Raw genomic sequence first — 3,811 nt, forward strand, 5'->3', positions numbered from 1 at the left:
GGGGCGGAGGGAGCGGGGCCTCCGGCTCCGGGTTCTTGTTCGGGAAGATCATTTCGCAGACTTCGAGGTAGAGCTGCTCGGGGTAGGGCAGGTAGTCCACGTTGGTGAGCGCCTGGTCCTGTCCGGCGGACTCCAGGATGAACTCCCCGTAGCCGAGCATCCGGCCCGCGATCGTCCGCTTGAAGCTCATGTCGGTGACCTTGGCCAGCGGCATCATCGCGACCTTGCGGGTGATCAGGCCGGTCGTCAGCAGCATCCGCTGGTTGGTGATCACGAAGTAGTCGACGGACCATTCCGCGACGCGCCAGACGAACCAGGCCAGCAGGATCAGCCAGCCCCACCACACCCAGGTGATGGCGGCGGTGACGGTGTTGCTCAGCACGCCCGCGACGATCAGGCCGCCGAGGACGAGGGCGACCGGGACCATCAGCACGGCCGGATGCCGCCGCACCGTGATCACCTGGTTCTCGTGCGGGAGGAGGTACTTGTTCACCGAGGCCGGCGCGGAGTCGCCGGGAGTAACGAGCCTCATGACACCGACCTCAGGCGAGCGCGTTGACGAAGGTGGCGATGGATCCGGCGGCGGAGGCGAGACCGTTCGCCGCGCTCTCCACCGACTGGGCCGCGCCGTCCGGCTGATTGATCACGTAGAACGCCACGAAGGCCACGGCGACCCACGTCATGTACTTCTTGGCGGGCACGGGCGCCTCCCGGAGCATCGACCCACGGACCCCGGTTCAGTCTCGCACAGCCAGAACTACCGGCAAAGCAAGCGCTATGGCGCGTTGTCGAGAGACGAACGGCGCGTCCTGCGGCGCTTCTCGGCCGCGACGGTGGCGAGCACCTCCAGATGCCTGCGCGCGATCCGTTCCACGAGATCGGGCGGCGCCGACCCCGTGACCTCTTCGGCGCCGTGTCGTGCGGCGGAAAGGCACCGGTCCACCGTGTCCGCCCCGTGCACCCCTTCGAACTCCTCGGCGAGCCGCTCTCCGATCGCGGTGTAGCGCGGCAGGTCGCCGTCCCCTTGGTGAGCCATCACGTGTCCTCGAGCTCGCTCGCACCGCCCGGTCCGTAACGGTCCCCCTGTGCCGGGACGGCGGAGGGGAACGCACATGGCGTTCCGTAGCGCTGTCGTACCCTCTGCCACCGGGAACGAACATCAATGATCACGACCGCGTCCAGATCGTGATCAAGCACCCGGACACCGCGATCGACCGCTCAGACACCCCCGCGGACGCCCGCCCCAACCGCTCGGACGCTCGTGATCAACCGCTCGGATACCCGGGATCGAGCGCCGGGACGTCCTGCCGATCGAGTGCTCAGACGACGCCGTAGAGGCGGTCTCCGGCGTCGCCGAGGCCGGGGACGATGAAGCCCTGCTCGTTGAGGTGGGAGTCGATCGCGGCCGTCACCACCCGGATGGGCGCCGAAAGGTCGGCGAACGCCTGTTCCAGGTACCTCAGGCCCTCGGGGGCGGCGAGCAGGCAGATCGCGGTGACGTCGTCGGCGCCCCGGTCGAACAGCAGCCGGATGGCGGCGGCGAGCGTCCCGCCGGTCGCGAGCATCGGGTCGAGGACGTAGCACTGCCGCCCGGACAGGTCGTCCGGCAGCCGCGTCGCGTACGTCTGGGCCTGCAGGGTGCCCTCGTCCCGGATCATCCCGAGGAAGCCGACCTCGGCGGTGGGCAGCAGGCGGGTCATGCCGTCCAGCATCCCGAGCCCGGCGCGCAGGATCGGCACGACGAGCGGCTTCGGGCTCGCCAGCTGGACGCCCTCGGCCGGCACGAGAGGGGTCTGGACGGTCGCCGCCGTGACCCGCATGTCGCGGGTCGCCTCGTAGGCGAGGAGGGTGACCAGCTCGTCGGTCAGACGGCGAAATGTGGGGGAATCAGTGCGGACGTCCCGCAGCGTGGTGAGCTTATGCGCGACCAGCGGATGATCGACGGCGAGGGTCTGCATGCGCTCACCGTAGTCCACCTCGTCCGATCCGCCGGAGGCCGCCGAAACTGGATAGACGCCGCTGAGCTGGGCACTATGGCGTTATGAACAGCGAAAGCGATCAGCAGCCCGGAGGGTCGGCGCGGGCTCGCGAGTCCGCACCCGACCCACCGGCGCAGGCGGCGCCTTCCTCCGAGGTCGCGACGCCCCCTCCGCAGTCCGCGACGTCCCGGCCCGGCCCCGTCGCCGATGATCCCGCTTCCACTGCCGCTCCCGTCCCCGCCACCGAGACCTCACCGGAACCCGCCGAGCCCGCATCGGCCCCCACCAAGACCGTGCCAGGGGCCGCCAAGTCCGTGCCGGGGGGCGTCGGGTCCGCGGTCCAGGTGACCGATGTCACAGGGGACGAGGACGTCCAGCCGCGTCCCGGTCCGCAGGGTGACATCTCCCCCGAGCAGGTGCGCGAGCATCTGCGCCGCCGGGCGATCTTCCTGCGGGAACTGGCCGAGGCCCGCGAGCTGCGCCGCCGGGTGACACCGCACCGATCCCGCCGCGCGCGGATCCACGCGGCGCTCCGCCGCCGCACCTTCCGGATCAACTGACCCGATCGCCAGGGACGTCGAGGCGGTAGGTTCGTGCGGCCGGGCACCGGTCCGCGGCGGCACTGACTCCGGGTCTCACGCGCGGGTGCGGCGCCAGTTTGGCGGTCGGGCGCACGAGCGCGCGTCGCATCTGCGACCATGCCCTGGCAGGAGACGCGCCGGTGGGGTGGAAATGACGGATGTGGACGCGACGGACTTCGCCGTCGTGGTGTACCGGGAAGACGAGGGCTGGGAGGCCGAGATCCTCCCGGTCGCGTTGACCGAGGACCTCGCGGGGCTCATCCACGCCCTGCGCCAGCAGCCGAGCCTCGGCGGCACGGTCGGGCTGGTGTCGGTCGGTGACGACTTCTTCGTCGCGATCCGCCTGCTCGGCGACGACGTCATGGTCTTCCTGTCGGACGTCACCGCGTCCGTCGACTGGCCGCTCGCCGGCCAGGTCCTCGACTACCTGGACATCCCGATCCCGGAGGACGAGGAGCTCGACCAGGTCCTCCCCGTCGGCGACATGTCGATCTTCGCCGACCTCGGGCTGGACGAGATGGAGCTCGGAGCCATCTCCGGCGACCTGGAGCTCTACCCCGACGAGATGCTGCTCAGCATCGCCGGCCGCATCGGCTTCGCGTTCGCCTTCGAACGGGCCATGGACGCCATCGCCTGACCCTCCCACCGCTCGTTTCACCGCCCGCTTCGCCGGTCACGGCGGCGGGCCGGAGGCGCGCGACCGGCCCGCCGGAACGGCGCAGCCGCCGGGGCGCGACGGACAGATCTGCGGTGAAGCGGGTGATCCGCTGAGGTAAGGGGTGTGAGCGGGGCAACCCCGTGGGTCACAATGAGCACGTGTCCTACTTCGCCGCCGTGTTCGCGCAGACCCCGCAGGGCTGGGTCGGCGCGGAGGCCCTGATCGCCGAGGCCGAGCACGTCGATGACATCGCCGACCTCATGCGGGAGGCGGCCGTCGAGTCCTACGGCGATCCCGTCGTCCTGCTGGTCGAGCAGGACGACGACTGGTTCGCGGTCGTCCGGCTGGACGGCGAGGACGAGCCGCGCGCCTACGTCTCAGCCGCCCGCGAGGACGGGCTCGGCTCGCTGTTCCAGCAGCTCATCGGCGAGGTCCCGGACGGCGACGCCGCCGGCGACCCCGCCCTCCTCGAAGACCTGGGGCTCGACGCCAAGCAGCTCAGCGACCTCGGTGAACGCGCCCTGCCCGGCGACGCGCTGCTCACGGTCGCCGAACACGCCGGCTTCGGCGAGGAGTTCGACCGCCTCCGTGAC

The 3,811-nt window shown here is 70.8% G+C and carries 7 protein-coding genes; 3 read left to right on the top strand and 4 right to left on the bottom strand.

The genetic code is table 11. The features are described 5' to 3' along the window. The 4 genes from ETD83_RS40420 to upp form a co-directional block, all read right to left on the bottom strand. A partial coding sequence (locus ETD83_RS40420; protein WP_138650536.1) for a PH domain-containing protein occupies positions 1 to 532 on the bottom strand: 532 nt, incomplete at its 3' end. A gap of 10 nt (positions 533 to 542) precedes the next feature. Next, the gene (locus ETD83_RS43330; protein ID WP_171064721.1) at positions 543 to 701 is read right to left on the bottom strand and encodes a hypothetical protein; all 159 of its coding nucleotides are present in this window, start codon (positions 699 to 701) and stop codon (positions 543 to 545) included. Positions 702 to 775: 74 nt separating this feature from the next. Further along, the gene (locus ETD83_RS40425) at positions 776 to 1,036 is read right to left on the bottom strand and encodes a hypothetical protein (protein ID WP_138650537.1); all 261 of its coding nucleotides are present in this window, start codon (positions 1,034 to 1,036) and stop codon (positions 776 to 778) included. Positions 1,037 to 1,319: 283 nt separating this feature from the next. Beyond that, positions 1,320 to 1,958: a uracil phosphoribosyltransferase gene (upp, locus tag ETD83_RS40430; RefSeq protein ID WP_138650538.1), complete on the bottom strand. Its 639-nt coding sequence runs from the start codon at positions 1,956 to 1,958 to the stop codon at positions 1,320 to 1,322. A gap of 83 nt (positions 1,959 to 2,041) precedes the next feature. On the opposite strand from upp, the gene ETD83_RS40435 reads away from it, so the two are divergent. The 3 genes from ETD83_RS40435 to ETD83_RS40445 form a co-directional block, all read left to right on the top strand. Further along, a complete protein-coding gene (locus ETD83_RS40435; RefSeq protein WP_138650539.1) occupies positions 2,042 to 2,539 on the top strand; it encodes a response regulator in 498 nt (165 codons plus the stop codon). A gap of 172 nt (positions 2,540 to 2,711) precedes the next feature. Further along, positions 2,712 to 3,197 (top strand): tRNA adenosine deaminase-associated protein, encoded by a 486-nt coding sequence (locus ETD83_RS40440; RefSeq protein ID WP_138650540.1) that lies wholly within the window; start codon positions 2,712 to 2,714, stop codon positions 3,195 to 3,197. A 179-nt stretch (positions 3,198 to 3,376) separates the two neighbouring features. Continuing rightward, positions 3,377 to 3,811: tRNA adenosine deaminase-associated protein (locus ETD83_RS40445; protein ID WP_138650541.1), on the top strand; the 435-nt coding region annotated here is incomplete at its 3' end.

Origin of the sequence: Actinomadura soli (assembly GCF_005889715.1) — a bacterium.
Classification (GTDB): domain Bacteria; phylum Actinomycetota; class Actinomycetes; order Streptosporangiales; family Streptosporangiaceae; genus Spirillospora; species Spirillospora soli.